The sequence below is a fragment of the Actinoplanes sp. 13 genome (assembly GCF_056134165.1).
This window is the reverse complement of the sequence record NZ_JBVYOQ010000007.1, coordinates 211,185-230,864: the sequence shown is the minus strand read 5'-3', so window position 1 is coordinate 230,864 and position 19,680 is coordinate 211,185. Positions and strand designations below refer to the sequence as shown.

Sequence of the window (19,680 nt, the reverse complement as noted above, 5' to 3'; positions counted from 1 at the left end):
TCGATCGACGACAGGAGGCCGGATGCCGGCGACAAGGGTCGGGTTGGTAGGCGCGGGCGGGGTCGCCCAGCGGCACGCACGGGTGCTGTCCGGATTACCGGACGTGCAGGTGGTGGCCGTGACGGACGTGGCGCCGGAGGCGGCCCGCAAGCTCGCCGACGAGCACGGCGCGAGCGTTCCGCCGGACGTGGCGGCTCTGCTCGGCGAGGGCGTGGATGCGGTCTACGTGTGCGTGCCGCCGTTCGCTCACGGGCCTGCGGAGCGGGCGGTGATCGAGGCTGGGATCCCGCTATTCGTGGAAAAGCCCATAGAGATCAAATTGGAAAAAGCACGCGATACGGCTCGGCTGATCGCCGACCGGCGGCTGCTGACCGGAGTGGGCCACCACTGGCGCTACAGCTCGGTCGTCGAGCGGGCCCGTGAGGTTCTCGGCGACCGCCCGATCCGGCTGGTGACCGGCGCCTGGCTCGACAAGGTGCCGCCGGTGGCGTGGTGGCCGCAGCGGGACCGCTCGGGCGGGCCGGTCGTCGAGCAGGCGGCACACGTGCTCGACCTGGCCCGGTACCTCATCGGCGAGGTGACCGAGGTGAGCGCGATGGGCAACGGCACACCCCCCGCGGTCGACGGCGCCGACATCGACGGCGCGACCGCGGCCTCGCTGCGGTTCGCCGGCGGCGCGGTCGGCACCCTGGCCGCGACCTGCGTGCTCGGCTGGAAGCAGCGGGCCGGCCTGGAGATCTACGCGGACGGCCTGGCCCTGGCGATCACCGAGGACCGGCTGACCGTCCGCGACGGCGACGGCGAATGGAGCGTGGACACCGACCCGGACGCCGCCCGGGTGGCCGTCGACCGGGCGTTCATCACGGCGGTCCGCGGCGAAGGCGACGACGTGCGCGCCCCGTACGCCGAGGCGCTGCGCACCCACGCCCTGGCCTCCGCCGTGGCCGAATCGGCCGCGGTCGGCCGCCCGGTGGCGGTGCCACATGTCTGACCGCAACCTGGTGGTCACCGAGCCGGGCAAGCTGGAGATCGTCGAAGAACCGGAGGCGCCCGGACCGTTCCGGGTCCGCACCCTGTTCAGCGGCGTCTCGGCCGGCACCGAGCTGAGCTACGTCAAGGGCACCAACCCGGCGCTGCACGAAGGCTTCGACCCGGTGCTCGGGCTGTTCGGCGGCGCGCCCGCCGACCCGTACCCGGTGACCCGGCTCGGCTACATGGAGGTCGGCCGGGTCGAGCGCAGCGACACCCCGGCGGTCGCGGAGGGCGACGTCGTGGCGATGACCTACGGTCACCGCACCGGCTGGACCGGTGACCCGCTGCGCGACCGGGTGGTCACCCTGCCCGCCGACCTCGATCCGATCCTCGGCATCTATGTCGCACACATGGGCCCGATCTGCGCCAACGGCCTGCTGCACGCCGCCGCCGACCTGCACGGTGCCAACGTGCACCGGCTCGGCGACGGTGTCGAGGGGCATCGGGTCGCGGTCATCGGCGCCGGCGTGGTGGGCCTGCTCACCGCGCTGTTCGCCCGGGCCCACGGCGCCGCGTCGGTGACGGTCGTCGACCCCACCGCGCAGCGCCGCGCGATCGCCGAAGCGCTGGGACTGGCGACGCTGGACCCGGAGGCCGGCGACGCCGCGGTCACGCTGAAGACCGCCTGGCGGCACACCGCCGACGACCGGGGCGCCGACGTCGTCTTCCAGTGCCGTGGACAGGCGTCCGCCCTGCATCTGGCGCTGCGCCTGCTGCGCCCGCAGGGCACCGTCATCGACCTGGCCTTCTATCAGGGCGGTGCGGACGAGGTGAGGCTCGGCGCCGAGTTCCACCACAACGGCCTGGCGATCCGGTGCGCCCAGATCGGCCGGGTGCCGCGCGGCCTGGGTGCCACCTGGGACCGCGAACGGCTGTCCGCCGCGACCATCGACCTGCTGCGCCGCGACGGCGAGGCGGTCCGCCGCCACATGATCACCGCGGTCGTACCGTTCGACGAGGCCCCGGCCCTGCTGGAGGACCTGGGCTCCCGGCGCCGTCAGGAGGTCCAGGCCGTCCTGGAGTTCCCGGCCTGACAGTCACCGGCACTGCCTGGCCCCGGCGCTCGCGCGCCGGGGCCGGTTCGCCTTCCACTGGCCTGACCTCTGCCGCCCCGGGTCAGCGTTCTTGCGCCCCGACGTGGGCGCCGGTGACCTCGACGCCGGGCACGTGCGGGAGCAGGCGAGCAGGTCGGCGCTCGGCTCGGATGCGCGGTTCGGCTGCGCCGCCGGCGGCCGGTCGCGAAAATAGTTCGCGGCGCCCTGTGACAGTTTCGCCGGGGCCGGACAGGTGTGGGTCATGAAGCACCGAGGAACACCGAGATGAGGGGGCCCGCCGCCGAGGAGCGGTTCCGGGCCCTGCACAGGGAGACGTTCGCCGACCTGCTGCGGTTCGTCGAACGCCGGGTCCCGGCGGACGACGCCGAGGACATCGTGTCGACCGTCTTCCTGACCGCCTGGCGGCGCTTCGAGGAGCTTCCCGAGGACACCCGGCCCTGGCTGTTCGCGGTGGCCCGCAGGACCATGGCGAACCGGACCCGCGGCTGGCTACGGCGCCGGGCACTGGACGTACGCCTGGGAGCCTTCGAGAACCACCACGCGCCGGACGACAACGCCGGCACCGCGGCCCGCCTCGACCTGGAACGCGCCTGGCGTGCCCTGAGCCCGGCCGACCGCGAGACGCTCGCGCTGGTCGCCTTCGACGGCCTGACCGCCGAGCAGGCGGCCACCGTGCTGGGCTGCCGGCGCTCAACGTTCGCGATGCGGCTCACCCGGGCCCGGCAACGCCTGCAGGCCGCTCTGGAACCCTCTCCCGCCCTCCCCCACACCCTCGAGGAGCAGTCGTGGACGAAAGCATGAAGGACCTGGACCGGCTCGCCGTTCTCGACCCGGCACGCGACCGGGAGCCGACGGCCGTCGAACGGGCGCGTTCGGAGGCGTTCGTCGAGCGCACGATGGCCGGTGCCGTCGAACCGCGGACCGCGCACGCCGTCCGGCGGCGCTGGGTGACAGTCGGCGTGGCGGCAGTCGCGGCCGGTGCGGTGGGTGCGGTCACGATCCCGGCCCTGGTGCCGGGCGCGGCGGAACAGGCGGTGGCGTCCTGGACGGCGATGCCGACCGCACGCACCGGCGACCAGGTCCTCGCGGAGGCGGCGGCCTGCGCCGGCGGGACCACGAAGCCCACCGCGGCGGACGTGCTGCTCGCCGAGCAGCGCGGCAAGGCCACCATGCTGATCCTGCGCACCGGCGGTGACCTGAAGGAGTGCCTGGGCATCGACGGCGAGGCGTTCGCGACGATGGGCCTGGCCAGTGCTTCGTTCACGCCCACACTGCCGAGCGGGTCGATGATCGACCTGCAGACGATGAGCTCGCTGGGTGAGGGTGACGACCAGTGGTCGAACATCGTGGGGCTGGCCGATCCGGGGGTCACCGCGGTCGAGGTGCACACGGACAGCGGGCGTACCGTCCGGGCCAGCGTGAAGTCCGGCTGGTGGGCGGCGTGGTGGCCGGGACCGGAGGGCGGTGAGGTCGACACGCTCACCGTGACCGTGCATGCGGGCGGCAAGACCACGACTCACCGCCCTTCCGAACTCCCGTAGCCCCCAGCGTGTGAAGTTCGGGTTCGCTGCGCACCCGAACTTCACACGCTCCCTCGACAACCCGGCGTGTGTGAAGGTGCGGTGCGGAGCGGGCCCGAAGTTCACACGCGCGCCCCGACCACTGCGTGTGAAGTTCGGGTGCGGAGCGGACCCGAACTTCACACACGCGGGCCGCGACCACTGCGTGTGAAGGTGGGGTGCGGAGCGGACCCGAAGTTCACACGCGGGCTTGGGTGGGTGTGGCCTGGGTAACTGGCGAGCTGCGGTGCTGTCATTACGCTCGCGGCGGGGGTTGCCTGGATGAGCACTACTGCGCTGAAGCCGGCGTCCGAGACGCGGGTCCTGACGCGATATCTGGCGGCTGCGACCGGCGCCCGGCTGGCCGACGAGGGCGCCCGGGTGTCGATCGTGCTGCTGGCGCTGGAACGGGCGGACGACGCCGCCCTCGGCGGCCTGCTGGTGGCCGCCCTCATGGTGCCGCACGTCCTGGTCGGCCCGCTTGCGGGCGCGGCCGCCGACGTGGTCCGGCGCCGGCGGGCGCTCTATGTGATCGCTTTTCTGACGTACGCCGTAGCCATGGTCACCTCAGCCGCACTCATCGGGCGCAACGCGTGGGCGGCGGCCACGGTCCTGATCGTCGCGGGCTCGTTGGCGCCGCTGCTTCTCGGCGGCCTGAGCAGCCTGCTCAGTGAGCTGACCCCGGCCACGTTGTCCCGGGCGCTCGGGCTGGACGCCGCCACGTACGGCGCCGCGGGCATCGTCGGCCCGGCGATCGCCGCCCTGGTGGCCGGATATGCCGGCGCCGCCTGGTCGATGGTCGTGCTGGGCGGTTTCGTGGTGATCGGCGCCGTCCTGTTCGCCACGCTGCCGCTGCCCCCGCGCGAGCCGAAGGAACCGCAGCCGTTGCGCACCACCCTGGCGGCCGGGCTGACCGTGATGGTGCGCCGCCGCCGGCTCGGGGCGGTGACCGTGGCCTCCGGGCTGAGCCAGATCGGTTTCGGCGCGCTGCCGCTGGCCGCCGCGCTGGTCGCCGCCGACAAGGACGAGCCGGCGCTGACCGGCCTGATCATGTCGATCACCGCGGCCGGCGGCGTCGTCGGCTCGCTCGTCTGCACCCGGTTGACGGTGATCCATCGCCGGCCGGAGCTGGTCATGCTGGTCTGCGTGGCGGTGATGAGCCTGCCGTTCCTGCTGACCGCCCTGTTGCCGCCGGTGTGGCTGCTAGCGGTGCTGTTCGCGCTGGCCGGCCTGTTCAGCTCACCGGTGACCGTGACGCTGTTCGCGATCCGCAACCGGGAGGCGCCGCCGTCCGCCCGCACCCAGGTCTTCACGCTCGGCGCCGGCATCAAGGTCACCGCGGCCGCGGCGGGTGCCGCGGCCAGCGGCCTGTTCGCCGCGCAGGGTGCGGCCGCGCTGCTGATCGCTGTCGCCGCCTGCCAGTTGCTCAGCGCGGCAGTCGGCGCCCTCCTGCTGCGCGGCCGGGAGGTGGACTGACCGCCGGGCCCCACCGCGGCATGGCCCTCGAAGCGCGCACCGGATCGAGAGGTCAGCCGCGGTCCCAGGCGAGACGGTCCCATGTGCGGGCGTGCGCGGCCAGACCGTAGGCCGCCACGGCGGTGGCGGCGCCGAGCGCCGCGCCCAGCACCAGGTGCGGGCCGGGGGCGGCGCCGTTCGGGGGCGCGACCAGCACCAGGACCGGTGAGGCGAGCGCGGCGATCCGGCGGGCCCGGGGTGAACCGGCGGCGGCCAGCGGGACGATGCCCCAGAGCAGGTACCAGACGTGGACCACGGGGCTGAGCACCACCAGCGCCGTGAGGCTCAGGCCGAGGGCCGCCACCACTCCCAGCTCGTCGCTCAGGCGGAGCAGGAACAGGCAGATGACGCCGGCCGCGGCGAGACCGGCGAGCCAGACGGCGTGCCTGACGGTGTCGGCAGTGGCCACGCCCGCGCCTTGCAGCAGGTGGCCCAGCAGCGATCCCACGTCCGTGGTGATCGACATCCAGGTGCGGGCCAGCGTCGGGGTCCGCAGGGCCGGGATCCAGCCGAAGCCGGTGCCGGTGAGGGCGGTGACGGTGGCCGCGGTGATGGCGGCGGTCAGCGCGGTGGCCCCGGCGGCGCGCAGCCACCCCGCCCGCCCGGGCAACCACCCGGCACGGCCGGGTGGCGGGCTGAAGCGGCCGGGGAGGCGGCGTGCCCACAGGACGGCGAGGAACGCCAGGGCGAGCAGCGCGGGGCCTTTGACAAGGCCGGCCAGGGTGATCAGCACGGCACCGGCCAGCGGACGGTGGCGCAGGGCGAGGGCGAGGCCGGCGCACATCAGGCCGAGCATCATCGCCTCGTTGTGGGCGTCGGCCACCAGGTGCAGCAGCACGAGCGGGTTGAGCACACCGAGCCAGAGGGCGGCGGCCGGGTCGACCCCGCACTGCCGGGCGATCGAGTGCACGGCCGCGGCCATCAGGGCGACGCCGGCGAGCGCGAGCAGACGCATGCCGATCAGTCCCGGCCAGAGCTCCTGCTGGGTCACGGCGGTGACGGCGCCGGCCAGGCCGAGGAACACCGGGCCGTACGGTGCCGGTGTGTCCTGCCAGATCGGCGGCACGTCGGCGGCCAGTTCGCCGCCGAGCGCGGCCGGGCCGTGCTGGTACGGGTCGAGCCCGAGCACGGTCATGGCACCCTGCGCGAGGTAGCTGTAGACGTCGCGGCTGAAGATCGGTCCGGTCAGCAGTAGCGGGACCGTCCACAGGGCTGCCGCCCGGATCAGCTCGCGCACCGGGGCGTGACGCAGCGCGTACCAGCCGAGCAGCAGCGACGTCATCCCGAGATAGGCCACCGCGGCCGGCCAGAAGACGGCAGCGCCGGCGGTGTCCGGGAGCTGCGTGGTGCCGCCGGCCGGGCCGACGCCGACGAACGCGCCACCCACGACGACGAGCCCGCTGCCCACGACCCCGAGCCACTGTCCCGCCACCAGCCGGGTCCCGGCCGTCCGACTGTCGAGAGTTGTCAACTCACCATCCCGCCCACGGGGCTGACCGTAGCGATCACCATCGGTCACGGGCGAGGACCATTGGTGGGACAACAGGCGACGAGTTGGCGAAGCGCGTGCTTCGGTCGTACGACAGCGGGGTGGAGCAGAGCCGGCCCCGCGGAAATGCGGGGCCGGCGTGCTCAGCTCAGCCGAAGGTCGGCGTCGTGCCGCATTTGACGCCCTGGTTGATGCAGGTGCGTACCAGCGGGCCGAGCACCTTCGGGTCCCAGCCGTTCATCAGGTCCATGTGGGCCGACGAGGGCAGGCCGGAGGCGAGCTTCAGGCCCTCGCCGCCGCGCGACTCGTAGGTGAACAGCTCGGAGATCGACGGGATGGCGACCGGGAACTTGCCGCCGGCGCAGGTACCGTCCGGTCCGGCCGGGCCGAGGTGCGACTTGTGGTCGGGCGAGTCGACGTGCTTGCCGTCCCAGCAGTCCGGGAAGGTGATCTGGATGATCAGCCGCCCGCCCTCGGCGCAGATCGGCCAGTTGCCGTCGGCGCTGCGGCCGATCTCGGCGGCGCCGGCGCACCAGAACTGGTTGACGCCGGAGTTCTTCGGCGTCGGCACCTGGAGCTTCGCGTCGCCGGCGATCGCCACGAGGCCCGGCGGCAGGATCTTGGTGGCTTCCGGGTTCTTCAGCCGGGAGCCGTAGTAGATGCGGAAACCGTGCAGCGGCACCGGCTTGCCGTTCTGGGTGAGCTGCGGCATCCAGTAGGCGGAGTTGTCGCCGGGGGTCTCGCAGCTGGTGGAGTCCGCGGCGAGCAGATCCTCGGTGGTGGTGTCCGCGGTGACGATGTCCGGGCCGAAGAACGTGTGCATGTGCGAGGCGCCGGAGAGGCCGGGGAAGACGATGGGGTCGTCGGGGGCCTCCTTGGCGACCGTGCAGTTGACGTGGAACTCGGGGACCTTGACCGCGTCGCCGGTGACCGGGGTGGGCTTCAGAGCCTCGAACTCGGCGAGCTGCCGGTCCCAGAGGGCCTGGTCCACCTTCACCCACCCGCCGGCCGGCGGTGCGCCGGAGGGCTTGCCGGACGGTGCGGGGCTTGCCGGGCCTTGCGACTCCTCCGGGCCCGGGGTGCCGAGGCCGAACCAGTTGATGTTGACGAGGTCGCCCGCCGCCCCGCTCTTCACCAGCGCGACCAGCTTCTGCTCGCCGGCCGGGGGCTTCGCGACGGTCGCGGTGACAGTCGCCCACTTCTGCCAGCCGCCGGTGCCGCGCACCGGGATCGTGGCCAGCAGCGGGCCGGTCGCCGACCCGGTACGCAGCTCGATCGAGCCGCCGGCCGGGTTGTCCGAGGCGATCCGCGCGGACAGCTGCGCGCCGATCCGCACACCGTCGTAGCGCAGCCAGTCGCCGTCGGCGAGCCAGCCGACGTTCTCGCCGCCGCCGGTGTCGCCGGTGCCCTCGGTCTGGGCGCCGGACTGCGCGGTGAAGGCCTCGGCCTCGAGGACGCCCGGCACCGGGCTCTCGGCGGCGCCGGCGTTGGCGATGTAGATGCCGCTCGCGGCGAGCGCCGACGTGACGGCGACACCGAGGACGGCCCGGGTGAGGAGGCGGCGGCCCCGCGAGCCGCGCGTTGGAGTGGGCATTGCGACCCCTTCGAGAGAAAGCGTTCGGCGGGGAGTATGCACACCGGAAAACGCCTGTTCAACGGGGTCGAAAAGTGTTATCGGAAAGCTTGCAGGCCGCGGTCCCGCCGGCCCCGGATAACACTTTCTTTTCTTGAATTCCTCCTTAAGGGCGTGCCTATGGGAAGAGGGAGAGCCCGGGTGCGAGCGCCAGCTCGACGGCCTGCTCCGCGGAGAGGACGGGTTCCGGCCGGGTCGCGCCGCTCTCCGCTCGGCGATCCGTGTTCGACGCCTGCACGTAGATCTCGCTGCGCCCCCGGAAGACCCGCACGACGAAGTTTCGCGGCTGCCCGGCGGGCAGGCTGTCGGCCTCGGTGCCCAGCAGCACGGTCTCCTTGTCCGGCCCACTCCGGACCGTACATTTCGCGATCCTCTCGCGCCGGCATTCGGCCGCGGCCTGCGCTGCCGCTCCCCGGTCGGCCACCCCGACCATGACCGTCAGGTCACCGGTCCCCTCGGCGTCGCGGATCAGGGCCAACGCGTCGACCCGGTTGCCCCAGGGCGGTTCGCCACCGTGGCTGAACCCCACGAGGGGCCCGGCCGGCGCACCCGGCACCCGGGCATATCGCGCGTCCGGCAGCATCAGTGGCACCGCCTCGCCGAGATGGCAGGTCAAGCTCGTCGCGGCCCATTCCACCAGCTCCGGCGAGAGCGGCCGGTCGGCCTCGATCACTCCGGGCGGGCGGGACCCGGGCCCGACCGGACACGGGCCGGCCGCGGCGAATTCCGGGCCGGTAGAACCGCCACCGGACACGACGATCACTCCGACCCCGGCCAGCGCGGCCGCGAGCCCGGCCCCCGCGAAGCCCGCCAGCCGCCGGGCGCGGCGCGAGCGCCGGCCGGCTGTCAGCACCGCATCGGCGGTCAGGCCCATCGCCGGTTCGCCGGCACTGGCGTACGCCTTCAACACGTCCCGCACGTCCGTTTCCTGCATCGCCTACTCCCTGGTGAGCGCGGCGCCACGGAACGCCCCGCGCATGGATTCGATGGCTCGCGCCGTCTGGCTCTTCACGGTGCCCTCGGTGACCCCGAGCAGGGCGGCCACCTCGGCGACCGGCAGATCCTCCAGGTACCGCAGCACCACCGCGGCCCGCTGCCGTGGCGCCAGATCGGCCAGCGCACGCCGCACCGCCAGGCCCTCGGCCGGGTCGGCGCCGCCGGCCGCCCGCTCGGGTGGGTCGGCCATCAGCGACTCACGCCGCCGGGAACGCCGATGCGTCAGGAACGCGTTGACCACCACCTGCCGCGTGTAGGCGTCCACCGACTCGTCACGGATGCTCGGCCATCGCCGGTACAGCCGCACGAAGGTGAGCTGCACGAGGTCCTCGGCGGTGTGCCAGTCGCCGCACAGCGAATAGGCGAGCCGGCGCAGTGGTTGCGCTCGTACCCGGAAATATTCGACGAACTGGTCTTCCCAGTCGGCTCGGACCACCACGCCCCCTCTCGATCGCTCACCCCATCTACTCCGCGGCGGGCCGAAAGGTTGCATGCGATCGGGCATGCGCGGATACCGATGGCTCCGCTAGTCTCCGGCGACACGGCAGGCATCGTCCGGAGGGCTCCGGCGCCGGCTGCCCGGTGACGCCACCGAACGGGGAGAAGGAACGCGTGATCAAGGGACTGAACAAGGTAGAGGTCATCACTTTCTTCGTCGAGGACCTCGCCGCCACGCGAGCCTTCTACGAGAACGTCTTCGGGCTCGAGGTCGTCTACGCCGACGACGCCTCGGCAGTCGTCCGGCTGGAGAATCTGATGATCAACATTCTTCGGGCCGATCGCGCCGGGACGCTTGTGGAGCCGCGGCCGGTGGCCGTGCCGGAGGCCGGTGCGCGCCTGCTTCCCACGATCGCGGTGGAGGACGCGAATGCCGTCCACGAGGAGCTCAAGCAGCACGGGGTCACCATCCTCAACGGCCCGGCCGATCGTCCGTGGGGCCGCCGGACGGTTGCCTTCGCCGACCCGGCGGGCAATGTCTGGGAGGTCGCGCAGATCCTGCCCCAGGCGTCCTGAACCCCGGTGAGTGGCGAGAAGACCAGGCTGATCGCCTGGAGCCGAGAGTTGCGCAGCGTCCACGACCGGCTGCGCGCGGCCCTGGCCGTGACCCAGCAGGCCATCGCGGACGGCGAGCCGGCCGGCTCAGCGTCGCGGGACCTGCTGTTGTTCTGTCACGGGTTCTGCACCGCGCTGACCGCCCACCACGAGGGCGAGGACCGGGAGCTGTTCCCGGCGATCGCCGAGCAATACCCGCAGTTGCGTGACACGTTGCGCTACCTGCGGCAGGACCATTCGATGATCGGCCATCTGCTGGGCGGGCTGCGGGCCGCCGTGGACCGCGCGGCGCCGCCCGCCGAGCTGGACCGGCATCTGGAGGGCATCGCGGCGATCATGGAGTCGCATTTCCGGTACGAGGAACGTCAGCTCCTGCGCGTGCTGGAGACGCTGGCACTGGACGCCGATCCCCACGCTGTGCTGGGGCCGCTGTGACCGGATCAGCGGCCGACGTCTCGGGCCTGGTGGCCTTCGCCGCCGCGACGATGCCCCACATCCTCCGCCGGATTCCCGCGGCCCCGGCGGCGGTCCTGGGACGAATCTCGCTGCCGGACGATCCGGGGCGGGGTCCGCGCGACCACCTGCCGGGCCGGGGTGAGCCTGAGTGCCTGGCCGCTCTGCGTGATCTCGGCGCGCTGACGGCCGAGCGGCTGCTCGGCGCGCTCGAGCTGACGGTCGCCGAGACGGACTGGAGCGGTGCGCCGGACCTGGTGGCCGGGCTGCCGGTGCCGCCGCCCAGCCGGTTCGCGTTCGTGACGTCCGCCGGGACGGAGAGTGCGACGGCCGCCGCGACCGGGCTGCTGCATCGGCTGCGGCCGGGGCTGGTGGAGCGTACCGCTGCGTTGATCGTGGAGCTGGCGGCGGCCGGCCCGGCGGCGTCGCACCTGGCCGCCGACGCGACGGACGAGGCGTCGATCGCCGCCGCGCACGGTGCCGCCCACCTGGCTCTGGCGGTGACGGTGGCCGGCGCGGTGGTCGATCAGTCGGATCCGCCGGCCGAGGTGGACCGGGCCGCGGCCACCGTCGGCCTCGCCCTGGGTGCCGCGACACTGCTGCTGCGGACCAGAGACATGCCTTCGGTGTACGCGGACGCGCTGCTTGCCAAGGTGCGGGCGGACTACCGGCTGCCCCGCCGTTCGTCAGGAACCGTGACCGTGACCGATCACCGGTTCGGCCTCACCGAGACCGCGCTGCCCACGCACGCCGACTTCAGCGGGAACGGCCTCGTCGCGGTGGTCGAGGGCAGCGTCGTCGTGCGCGCCGGGGTCGCCCACGGTCAGGTCCGGGTCGAGTTGGAGGTGCTCGCCGGGCCGCCGGACGAGGTGGAGCCGATCTGGGACGAGGTCGTCGAGGTCAGCTGGCGAGCCGCCGCCGGCCTGGCCTCGGTGTCTCCCAGCGACCACGGGGTGCTCCGCCGGCAGACGCCGCCGTGGCCCGGCGACTACCGGGTGCGGGTGCACGCCCGCGGGCGTGACGACGGCGACGCCGGGCTGGAGGACTATCAGCTGACGGTCTGGGCGGCGCCGGCCGCGCCGGAGGTCGTGCACCGGCACGCCGACCGGCTCGGGCACCGGCTGCGCGGCGAGACCGAACCACCCCGGCCGCCCGAGCACGTGTACCGGTGGCTGCACCGCAGCTCGCTGACGGCCGGGGCGACCGTCACGGTGGTCACCGGCTCCACCGTCGCGCAGGTGCTGCGGGCCTTCGGCGCCGACCCGGAACGGCCGGAGTTCGTCGACGACATCGAGGAGGACCTCGCCCTGCGTCAGCTCGACGGGCAGTGGGTGACGGTGCTGGACGCCGGCGACGCCGTCCTGGTCGTGGAGCACAACGGCTGGCGGGGCGCCGACGGCGAGGTGGTGCGGGCCGCCTCGGCCGGGGGCCGGGCGGCCAGCATGTACTGGAGCATCAACGCCGACAAGAAGCTGACGTTCGCGGAGGCCGGCCGGCTGCTGGCGGCCTTCGAGCCATGGGGACGGGAGTCGCCGCCGCCCGAGGTAGCCGTCGCCATGGCCGGCCTCGACTTCGCCGTGCCGGTCGCCCGGCTGGAGAAGGGGCTGCTCGCGGTCGAGCGTTTCACCGGCCGGGGCCTGCGCGAGGCCGACCTCGACCGGATCAACGGGAGCCGTGTCGGTTACCGGGTGAGCACCGGCTCCAGCACGTCGTAGACGTGCGTGTTCGGGTGCTTGCCGGTGAATCGTTCGGCGAGCGGGCCGTACGCGGTGACCGGCACGTCCTCGCCGGTGTGACCGGTGGTCGTCCAGTCGATAAAGAACTCGAAGTCGGTGCCCTTGACCGGGAACGGGCCGTCCTCGGCTGACGTGCCGGTGCCGGACTCGTCCTCGGCGTCGACGTCCTCGACCGCCAGGCCGCCGGTTTCGTGGTCGCCGGTCACCACGACCAGCGTGTCGCGGTGGGTGGCGGCGTAGGCGCGGGCGACCGCGACCGCCTTGTCCAGCTCCCCCATCGTCTGCAGTGTGCGCCGGCCGTTGTTGCGGTGCGCGAACTCGTCGACGCCCTCCTCCTCGATCATGAGGAAGAAGCCGTCGCGGTCGCGGGAGAGGGTGTCGAGGGCTTTGCGGGCCATCGTGGAGAGGCTGACCACGGGGTCGTAGATGTCGCCCTGCCCCTCCTCGCGCTGCTGGAACATCTCCTGGTTGGCGAAGAGCCCGAGCAGCTTGCCCCGGCCGGCCGCGGCCAGCTGGGCGGGGGTGGTGACGTATTGGTAGCCGTCGGCGCGGGCCTGCGCGATCAGGTTGCCCTTGGTGCCGCGGCTGCCCTCGGCCGGGTCCTCGGCGGGCTGGTCGGGGAACGCGCCCGGGGTGCCGGCCGGCAACCACCAGTCCTCGCCGCCGCCGAGGATGACGTCCGGTTTCGAGGCTTCCAGATATTGCCGGGCGATGTCGTCCTGGGCCGCCCGGTCGGTGGAGTTGGCGAAGAACGCCGCCGGGCTGGCGTCGGTGACCTGCGCGGTGGTGACCAGGCCGGTGGCCTTGCCGGCGGCCTTCGCCTGGGCGCCGAGGATCGGCAGCGGGTTGCCGTCGACGTCGACGCTGATCGCGCCGTTGTAGGTGCGTTCGCCGGTGGCCCACGCGCTGGCCCCGGCAGCCGAGTCGGTGATCGCCGACTCCGGGTCGTCCGGGCTGGTGGTGAGCTGCCCGGAGACCGGCAGCCGGTCCATGGTGAGCTGGCCGTCCAGGCCGGCGTAATAGAGGCGGGCGGCCTCCCGGTGGGCGGCCGCCATGCCGTCACCGTTGATGAAGATGACGTTGCGGACCCGTGGTCCCTGCGGTCGTGCTGCGGCGTCGGTCAGCGGGTTCACCAGGACCAGGCCCGCGGCGGCCACCGTGCCCGCCACCACCGGGCCCGCCAGCCAGTGCACAGTTCGCTTCATCGCGTCCTCCTTCAGCGTCGTCGATGAATCGGAGGTTCTCGATGTGAGTAAACGCGACGCGGGCGGCGGCTGTCATCCGGATCACCGCAGTTCCCCCTCACGGGGCGGCCGGTGACCAACAACCGCCCAGGTTGCGGTCAGTCTCCTGCCAGGTTGTCCTTCGTCCCGCTTTCGGTGCCGCCTGGTGTCCTTATGGCCTGGGCGGGCGCTCGGTGGTTCCCCCGACGTCCCGGGCGTCCGCCCTTCGCCATCGGCACACGGCTAGGGAGATTCATGACTGACATCGAGCCCGACACTGACGTGCGCATGCTCGAGCAGACCCTGTTCGAGGTCAAGAAGGTCATCGTGGGGCAGGACCGGCTGATCGAGCGGCTGATGACCGCGCTGCTCGCCGGCGGGCACTGCCTGCTCGAAGGGGTGCCCGGGGTGGCCAAGACGCTCGCCGCGGAAACCCTGGCGGTCGCGGTGGGCGGCAGCTCCCACCGCATCCAGTTCACGCCGGACCTGGTGCCGTCCGACATCGTCGGCACCCGCATCTACCGGGCCGGCAAGGAGAGTTTCGACGTCGAGCTCGGCCCGATCATGGCGAACCTGGTGCTGGCCGACGAGATCAACCGGGCGCCGGCCAAGGTGCAGTCGGCGCTGCTGGAGGTGATGGCCGAGGGGCACGTGTCGCTCGGCGGCCGCACCTACGCCGTACCGCAGCCGTTCCTGGTGCTCGCCACCCAGAACCCGATCGAGAGCGAAGGCGTCTATCAGCTGCCGGAGGCGCAACGTGACCGGTTCCTGATGCGGGTCGTCGTCGGCTATCCCAGCGATCAGGAAGAGCTGGGCATCCTCTACCGGATGGGTGGCCGGCGGCCGCACGCGGAGCGGGTGCTCAACCCGGCGCGGCTGGCCGCGCTGCAGACCCGGGCCCGCGACGTCTTCGTGCATCACGCGCTGGCCGAGTACGTGGTCCGGCTGGTTGCCGCGACCCGCGATCCCGGCCGGTTCGGCCTCACCGACATGGCGGACCAGCTGGCGTACGGGGCGAGCCCGCGCGCCACGCTCGGCCTGGTCGCGGCGGCACGTGCGCTGGCTTTGTTGCGGGGCCGCGACTACGTGCTGCCGGCCGACCTGGTGGACATCGCGCCGGACGTGCTGGCGCACCGGCTGGTGCTGGCGTTCGACGCGGTCGCCGACGGCGTGCAGCCGGAGTCCATCGTGCACCGCATCCTGGAGGCGGTCGCCCCGCCAGTGATCGCGCCCAATCAGCAGCAGAGCGGCGCGGGGCTGGGAGTGGCCGCATGAACGAGGGGGCTTCGCTCAACGAGCTGGCGCCGGAGCGGCGGCTGCGGCGGTTGGAGCTGACCATCACGCGGCGGCTGGACGGGCTGTTGCAAGGGCAGTACCTGGGGCTGCTGCCGGGCGCCGGCAGTGAGCCGGCCGGCAGCCGGGAGTACCGGGCCGGCGAGGACGAGGTGCGCCGGATGGACTGGGCGGTGACCGCGCGGACCACCGTGCCGCACGTGCGCACCGTCGACGCGGACCGCGAACTGGCCACCTGGGTGCTGGTGGATGCCACCGCCAGCATGGACTTCGGGACCGCCGAGTTCGAGAAGCGGGAGCTGGCGGTCGCTGCCACGGCGGCGGTCGGCTTCCTCACCGCGGGCGCCGGGAACCGGCTCGGCGCTCACCTCGTGACCCCGGTGGGGGTCCGGCGGTTTCCGGCACGCGTAGGTCGTACCCCCTTGTTGGGTCTGTTGCGAACGTTGCTCGCCGCGCCCCGTGCCGGAACGAGCACCGAGGGGATCGCGTTGGCCGGCGCGATCGACGGCCTGCACCGGGCCGCCCGCAACCGTGGCCTGGTGGTCGTGGTCTCGGACTTCCTCGACGGCCTGGACGACGCGGGGCTCGGCCCGGCCGCACCCACCTGGGAGCTGCCGCTGCGCCGGCTGGCCGCCCGACACCAGGTGCTCGCCGTGCAGGTCGGCGACCTCCGCGAGCAGGAGCTGCCGGACGTCGGCCTGCTCACGCTGGTGGATCCGGAGACCGGACGGCGGCGGGAGGTGCCCACCGCCAGCCGCCGGCTGCGGGAGCGGTACGCCGACGCGGCCCGCCGGCAACAGACGTCGATCAGCACCGCGATCCGCCGGACCGGCGCCGCCCACCTGCCGCTGCGCACCGACCGGGACTGGGTCGCCGACATCGTCCGCCACGTGCACGCCCAGCGCCGGCTCGGCCGGGCCGCCCGGCGCCCCTCGACCGGAGGAGTCTCCGCATGACCTGGCTGTCCCCGGAACGGCTCTGGCTGCTGCTCGCGGTCGCCGCTCTCGCGGTCGCGTACGTGATCGTGCAGCGCCGCCGCAGCCGGTACGCCGTACGTTTCACCAATCTCAAGCTGCTCGACCGGGTCGCACCGAAGCGGCCCGGCTGGCGCCGGCACGTGCCGGCCGGACTGTTCCTGGCCATGCTGGCGCTGCTGGTGGCCGGTTTCGCCCAACCGCAGGCGGAGGTGCAGGTGCCGCGGGAACGGGCGACCGTGCTGGTCGCCGTCGACGTCTCCCGGTCGATGCTGGCCGACGACGTCGCCCCGGACCGGCTCGGCGCCGCGAAGGCGGCCGCGCACGAGTTCGTCGCCGAGCTGCCGGAGGAGTTCAACGTCGGCCTGGTCGGGTTCGCCGGTTCGGCATCGGTGTTCGTGCCGCCGGTGACCGACCGGACCGCGCTCGGCGCCGGCATCGACAGGCTCGCCGAGGGTGCGGCCGGCAATGCGGGCACCGCGATCGGCGACGCCATCGCCACGTCGCTGGACGCGATCCGTGGTCTCGACGCCCAGGCCGGCGAGGACGTTCCGCCCGCCCGGGTGGTCGTGCTGTCGGACGGTGCCAACACGTCGGGCCGGGATCCGGTCGAGGCGGCCGGGCTGGCCACCGAGCTGGGGGTGCCGGTTGACGCGATCTCCTTCGGGACGCCGTCCGGAACCATCGAGGGCGGCCAGGCGGTGCCGGTCGACGGGCGCACGCTGCAGACCGTCGCCGAGGCCACCGGCGGCAACTACTTCGCCGCGGGCAGCTCGGACGAGCTGCGCGCGGCCTACGCCGACATCGGCAGCTCGGTGGGATATCAGACCGAGGTGCAGGACATCTCGGCCCGCTTCATCGGCGTCGGTCTGGCGTTCGCGGTGCTCGCGGCGCTGGCCTCGATGCTCTGGTTCGCCCGCCTGCCCTAGAAGGGACCTGTTCATGACCATCACCGGTTTGGGTGGCACGCCGCGCGGGCCCGAGTTCGTCTCCCCCGCCGCACCGTACGTCGCCCCGGACCTGTCCGTGCCCGCGTCGCCGCGCCGGTGGCCGATGCTGGCCGCTGCCGGCCTGGCGGTGGTCGGTGTCTCGGCCACCGCCGGCGGGGCGGCCGGTTACCTCGCCGCCCCGTCGCCGGGGTCCGCCACGATCGCCGCGCCGCCGCCGGTCGCCGGCGTGCCCTCCGACCTTGTCGGCGCGGCCGCCCGGGCGCTGCCCGGCGTCGTCTCGGTGCAGGTCCGCACCGGCTCCGGCGGCTCCTCCGGCTCGGGGTTCGTCTTCGACGACCGCGGCCACATCGTCACCAACAACCATGTCGTCGCCGGTGGCCGCGGCTCGGTGAGCGTCGTCGGCTCCGACGGGCGGCGCCTCACCGCCGAGGTCGTCGGCACCGACCCGGGCAGCGACATCGCGGTGCTGCGGATCTCCCCCTCGCCGGCGCTGCGCCCGCTCGGGCTGGCGGATCCGCGCGGCATCCGGGTGGGTGAGCCGGTCCTGGCGGTCGGTTCGCCGCTCGGGCTGTCCGGCACGGTCACCGCCGGCATCGTCAGCGCCGTCGACCGGCAGGTGCGTCTGGGCGGTTCGACCCGGCAGACCGCCGTGCAGACCGACGCGTCCATCAATCCCGGCAACTCCGGCGGGCCGTTGGTCAACGCGCGCGGTGAGGTGGTCGGGGTGAACACGGCGATCGCCACTCTCGAGGGCGGCGGCAGCATCGGGATCGGCTTCGCCGTGCCGATCGATCGGGCCCGGCAGGTGGCGACGGACCTGATCGGCCGTGGATAGTCGACAGATGCGGCTGCTGCTGGTGGAAGACGAAGAGGATCTGGCCGAAGGGCTGCGGGTCGGGCTCTCCCGCAGCGGTTACGCGGTGGACGTGGCCGGGGACACGGCGCAGGCGTACGACCATCTGACGGTCAACGAGTACGACCTGATGCTGCTCGACGTGAACCTGCCCGACGGCGACGGGTTCACGTTGTGCCGGCAGCTGCGCGACGGCGAGGTGCCGACCCCGGGCGACGCCGAGCTGCGGGTGCTCATGCTGACCGCCCGCGGCAACCTCGACGACCGGGTCCGCGGCCTGGACGGCGGCGCCGACGACTACCTGGTCAAACCGTTCCACCTGGCGGAGCTGCAGGCCCGCATCCGGGCCCTGCTGCGCCGCGACACGAACGGCGGCACCGCGGTGCTGTCCGTAGGTGACCTGGTCATGGACACCGCCGGGCACACCGTGACGCTGCGCGGCGAGCCGGTGGACCTGACCCCGAAGGAGTTCGGCGTCCTGGAATACCTGATGCGCCGCCCCGGGCACGTGGTCTCCAGCGAGGAGCTGCTGGAGCACGTCTGGGACGCCAACGCCGACCCGTTCACCCAGAGCGTCCGGGTCACCGTGGGCACGCTGCGCCGCAAACTCACCGACGGCCTGATCGCCACGATCGTCGGACGCGGTTACCGGCTCGCCGGGGCGATGGCGTGAACCGGCCGGAGGTGTTGCGGTCGATCCGGTTCCGCCTGACCGTGGTCTATTCGACCCTGCTGTTCGCCCTGGCCGGCGTGACGCTGGCGGTCACCTATCTCGCCGTCGCGCAGGCCACCTCGCCGCAGCCGGTGACCGAGCGGAGGGCGAAGGTGTACGACGCCGACGGGTACGTCGGCACGATGACCGTCGCCGACGTCAGCCAGATCGAATCGGCGGTCAACTACAACACCCTGCAGTACCTGCGCACATTCAGCCTGATCGCGCTGCCCGCGCTGTTCCTGGCGAGCCTCGCGATCGGGTGGGTGCTGTCCGGCCGGGTGCTGCGCCCGGTCGGCGCGATCACCCGTGCCGCCCGGGACATCCAGGCCACCGACCTGACCCGGCGGATCCGGCTGCAGGGGCCGCGCGACGAACTGCGCGACCTGGCCGACACGATCGACTCGATGCTGGACCGCCTCGACGACGCCTTCCGGGCGCAACGGCAGCTGATCGACGACGCGTCGCACGAGCTGCGCAGCCCTCTCGCGATCATCCGCACCCACCTGGACGCGACGCTGAACGCCCCGGACGCGACAGAGACCGAGCGCAGCCGGGCGGTGGCGATCGTGGATCGCGCGACCACCCGGATGTCGCGGCTGGTGGAGGATCTGCTCGCGACCGCCCGCCGGGAGGCGGACGCCATGACCGAGACCGATGTGGACCTGTCGGTGGTGGCCCGCGAGGCAGGCGAGGAATCCTTCCTGCCCGAGCGGCCGCTGCGGTTGCGGCTGCGGACCACGGACGGGCTGCACCTGATCGGGGACGCGGACGCGCTGCGCCGGGCGGCCGGCAACCTGCTGTCGAACGCGGTGCGGCTCGCGCCCACCGACTCGACGGTGACGGTGTCGACGGGCCGGGACGGCGCCTGGTTGTGGCTGGCGGTGGCGGACGAGGGCCCGGGCATCGCGCCGGAGGACCTGCCGCGGGTGTTCGACCGGTTCTGGCGCGGCAGCTCGCCGTCGAAACAGCGGCGGACCGGACTGGGCCTGGCGATCGTCCGGCAGATCGTGGAGTCGCACGGGGGTCAGGTGGCGGCGTTCTCCGAGGTGGGGGTGGGCAGCACGTTCGTGTTGTGGCTGCCGGCCGGTGACCGGGCCGTCGATCAGCCCCCGCCGACCGGCCGCCCACCGGCTTAGGTCAGGCCAGCAGCA

The 19,680-nt window shown here is 73.2% G+C and carries 19 protein-coding genes; 14 read left to right on the top strand and 5 right to left on the bottom strand.

Annotated features, from left to right (window positions below):
• Positions 1-22: 22 nt before the first annotated feature.
• From AC0NH5_RS17565 to AC0NH5_RS17545, 5 genes are all read left to right on the top strand, one after another.
• Positions 23-991 carry a Gfo/Idh/MocA family protein gene (locus AC0NH5_RS17565; protein ID WP_474404886.1) on the top strand — a complete coding sequence of 323 codons (969 nt, stop codon included), beginning with the start codon at positions 23-25 and terminating at the stop codon, positions 989-991.
• Entirely contained in the window at positions 984-2,066 is a 1,083-nt protein-coding gene (locus tag AC0NH5_RS17560; RefSeq protein ID WP_474404884.1) for a zinc-dependent alcohol dehydrogenase, read from the top strand. The genes AC0NH5_RS17565 and AC0NH5_RS17560 overlap by 8 nt, the downstream gene beginning before the upstream one ends.
• Positions 2,067-2,351: 285 nt before the next feature.
• Positions 2,352-2,888, top strand: a complete 537-nt coding sequence (locus tag AC0NH5_RS17555; RefSeq protein ID WP_474404882.1) for an RNA polymerase sigma factor — start codon at positions 2,352-2,354, stop codon at positions 2,886-2,888.
• Complete coding sequence (locus tag AC0NH5_RS17550; protein WP_474404879.1) at positions 2,873-3,628, top strand: hypothetical protein; 756 nt, start codon at positions 2,873-2,875, stop codon at positions 3,626-3,628. Before AC0NH5_RS17555 ends, AC0NH5_RS17550 begins: the two co-directional genes overlap by 16 nt.
• Positions 3,629-3,928: 300 nt before the next feature.
• Positions 3,929-5,122: an MFS transporter gene (locus AC0NH5_RS17545; RefSeq protein ID WP_474404877.1), complete on the top strand. Its 1,194-nt coding sequence runs from the start codon at positions 3,929-3,931 to the stop codon at positions 5,120-5,122.
• 52 nt (positions 5,123-5,174) lie between these two features.
• Here AC0NH5_RS17545 and mptB read toward each other — a convergent pair whose 3' ends face one another.
• The 4 genes from mptB to AC0NH5_RS17525 form a co-directional block, all read right to left on the bottom strand.
• A complete protein-coding gene (mptB, locus tag AC0NH5_RS17540; protein WP_474404874.1) occupies positions 5,175-6,632 on the bottom strand; it encodes a polyprenol phosphomannose-dependent alpha 1,6 mannosyltransferase MptB in 1,458 nt (485 codons plus the stop codon).
• 166 nt (positions 6,633-6,798) lie between these two features.
• On the bottom strand, positions 6,799-8,244 hold the full coding sequence (locus AC0NH5_RS17535; protein ID WP_474404872.1) for a DUF1996 domain-containing protein: 1,446 nt from the start codon (positions 8,242-8,244) through the stop codon (positions 6,799-6,801).
• 157 nt (positions 8,245-8,401) lie between these two features.
• Entirely contained in the window at positions 8,402-9,217 is an 816-nt protein-coding gene (locus AC0NH5_RS17530) for a hypothetical protein (RefSeq protein ID WP_474404870.1), read from the bottom strand.
• 3 nt (positions 9,218-9,220) lie between these two features.
• Positions 9,221-9,718, bottom strand: coding sequence for a SigE family RNA polymerase sigma factor (locus tag AC0NH5_RS17525; RefSeq protein WP_474404868.1), 498 nt, complete (start codon positions 9,716-9,718; stop codon positions 9,221-9,223).
• Between the two features lie 173 nt (positions 9,719-9,891).
• Between AC0NH5_RS17525 and AC0NH5_RS17520 the strand changes: the two genes are divergently transcribed.
• Genes AC0NH5_RS17520 through AC0NH5_RS17510 form a run of 3 tightly spaced genes read left to right on the top strand, consistent with a single transcriptional unit; the run spans position 9,892 to position 12,500 of the window.
• Complete coding sequence (locus AC0NH5_RS17520; protein ID WP_474404866.1) at positions 9,892-10,293, top strand: VOC family protein; 402 nt, start codon at positions 9,892-9,894, stop codon at positions 10,291-10,293.
• Between the two features lie 6 nt (positions 10,294-10,299).
• On the top strand, positions 10,300-10,767 hold the full coding sequence (locus tag AC0NH5_RS17515) for a hemerythrin domain-containing protein (protein WP_474404864.1): 468 nt from the start codon (positions 10,300-10,302) through the stop codon (positions 10,765-10,767).
• On the top strand, positions 10,764-12,500 hold the full coding sequence (locus AC0NH5_RS17510; protein ID WP_474404862.1) for a DUF6461 domain-containing protein: 1,737 nt from the start codon (positions 10,764-10,766) through the stop codon (positions 12,498-12,500). The genes AC0NH5_RS17515 and AC0NH5_RS17510 overlap by 4 nt, the downstream gene beginning before the upstream one ends.
• Here AC0NH5_RS17510 and AC0NH5_RS17505 read toward each other — a convergent pair.
• Positions 12,467-13,726 (bottom strand): alkaline phosphatase, encoded by a 1,260-nt coding sequence (locus AC0NH5_RS17505; protein ID WP_474404859.1) that lies wholly within the window; start codon positions 13,724-13,726, stop codon positions 12,467-12,469. The two genes, AC0NH5_RS17510 and AC0NH5_RS17505, sit on opposite strands and share 34 nt — an antisense overlap.
• Positions 13,727-13,999: 273 nt before the next feature.
• On the opposite strand from AC0NH5_RS17505, the gene AC0NH5_RS17500 reads away from it, so the two are divergent.
• From AC0NH5_RS17500 to AC0NH5_RS17475, 6 genes are read left to right on the top strand one after another with little or no spacing between them, the layout of a single operon-like run.
• Positions 14,000-15,019: an AAA family ATPase gene (locus AC0NH5_RS17500; protein ID WP_474404856.1), complete on the top strand. Its 1,020-nt coding sequence runs from the start codon at positions 14,000-14,002 to the stop codon at positions 15,017-15,019.
• Positions 15,016-15,993: a DUF58 domain-containing protein gene (locus tag AC0NH5_RS17495; RefSeq protein ID WP_474404853.1), complete on the top strand. Its 978-nt coding sequence runs from the start codon at positions 15,016-15,018 to the stop codon at positions 15,991-15,993. Before AC0NH5_RS17500 ends, AC0NH5_RS17495 begins: the two co-directional genes overlap by 4 nt.
• A complete protein-coding gene (locus tag AC0NH5_RS17490) occupies positions 15,990-16,940 on the top strand; it encodes a VWA domain-containing protein (RefSeq protein WP_474404851.1) in 951 nt (316 codons plus the stop codon). Before AC0NH5_RS17495 ends, AC0NH5_RS17490 begins: the two co-directional genes overlap by 4 nt.
• A gap of 13 nt (positions 16,941-16,953) precedes the next feature.
• The gene (locus AC0NH5_RS17485) at positions 16,954-17,796 is read left to right on the top strand and encodes a S1C family serine protease (RefSeq protein WP_474404848.1); all 843 of its coding nucleotides are present in this window, start codon (positions 16,954-16,956) and stop codon (positions 17,794-17,796) included.
• Between the two features lie 7 nt (positions 17,797-17,803).
• Positions 17,804-18,487 carry a response regulator transcription factor gene (locus AC0NH5_RS17480; RefSeq protein WP_474404846.1) on the top strand — a complete coding sequence of 228 codons (684 nt, stop codon included), beginning with the start codon at positions 17,804-17,806 and terminating at the stop codon, positions 18,485-18,487.
• Positions 18,484-19,665: a sensor histidine kinase gene (locus AC0NH5_RS17475; protein WP_474404843.1), complete on the top strand. Its 1,182-nt coding sequence runs from the start codon at positions 18,484-18,486 to the stop codon at positions 19,663-19,665. Before AC0NH5_RS17480 ends, AC0NH5_RS17475 begins: the two co-directional genes overlap by 4 nt.
• Positions 19,666-19,680 lie beyond the last annotated feature (15 nt).